Genomic DNA, 1,226 nt, shown 5'->3' on the forward strand with positions numbered 1-1,226 from the left:
TCAGTGAGTGGCTCAGTACCTACAACAGTCGGCCAACCAACCCTTAAAGTGGACAATATTCTGGTAGGAGGCGGTAACTAATGAGCCAAGAACAACAACTTCTTAACGCGGTTGATTACGTCCTGTCAGAAGCCAAACGCCAAGGTGCGGAAGCGGATGTGATTGTGAACCGTAACAGCAGCTTTTCGCTGAAAGCAAACCAAGGCAAGCTGGATGAGTACAAAGTCAGCTCAAGCCAAGTGCTGGGTGTTCGAGTCATTAAAGATGCTCGTGTCGCGACCAGTTATTCTGAATCACTAGAGCAACCAAGTTTAGATTTGATGCTCACAAACGCGCTGCAAAGTGCTCGTTTTTCTAAGCAAGATGAACATCAAACCATCAGCTGCGTAAACAGCAAAATCACCACTGATATTGCAGAAATTGCGCAAGACGATACCACATCGGTCGATGAGAAAATTGAACTGTCCCTCGCGCTTGAACAAGGTGTTGTGGCTCAGCCTCACGCTTCAAGCTCACCATACAATGGTTATAGTGACGGCGAAACTCAGCTCATCATCGCGAATACTCAAGGTACGTTATGTCAACATTTCGAGCGCTCTTTCACTTGTTACGCGTATACCTTATTTGAAAAAGATGGCAAACAGTCGATGGCAGGTAGAATGTCGCTAGGTCGCCGTTTTGATGAGTTGAATCCAACTTACTGCATTGAAGGCGGTTACAACCTTGCTCGCGACCTCCTTGATGGCGCACCAGTTGCGACAGGTAACTATCCAGCCATCTTCCACATCAATGCGTTAAGCAGCCTGTTTGGTGCATTCGGCAGTGCGTTTTCTGGTGTGAGTGCGATGAAAGGCATCTCGCCACTGGGTGACAAGCTTGGTCAAAGCGTAGCAAGTGAACTTCTCACCTTTACCGATGCGGCATACATGCCAAATGGTATGGCTATCGCAGGGTTTGATAGTGAAGGTTTTGCCACTCAAGACAATGTGTTGATCGCCAATGGCCAACTGAATACGCTATTGCACAATAGCCAAACAGCGAGTTATTTAGGTGCAGTGTCGACGGCAAGTGCATCTCGCAGTGCGAAATCGAGCCTAGACGTATCGGCAAATCATAAAGTGATTGCGACAGGCAACAGCAGTGCGTCAGAAATCAAAGCAGGTGAATACCTAGAATTAGTGGAACTGCAAGGGGTTCACTCTGGTGCAGATGCTGTCAGTGGTGAT

Annotated in this window: 1 protein-coding gene; it reads left to right on the forward strand. The window is 47.6% G+C overall.

What is annotated here, in order from left to right:
• Positions 1-80: 80 nt before the first annotated feature.
• Positions 81-1,226, forward strand: a 1,146-nt coding sequence (locus tag R7P67_RS25100; RefSeq protein WP_318086356.1) for a TldD/PmbA family protein, incomplete at its 3' end; no start/stop codon positions are given.

It is taken from the genome of Vibrio sp. Vb0937 (assembly GCF_033338855.1).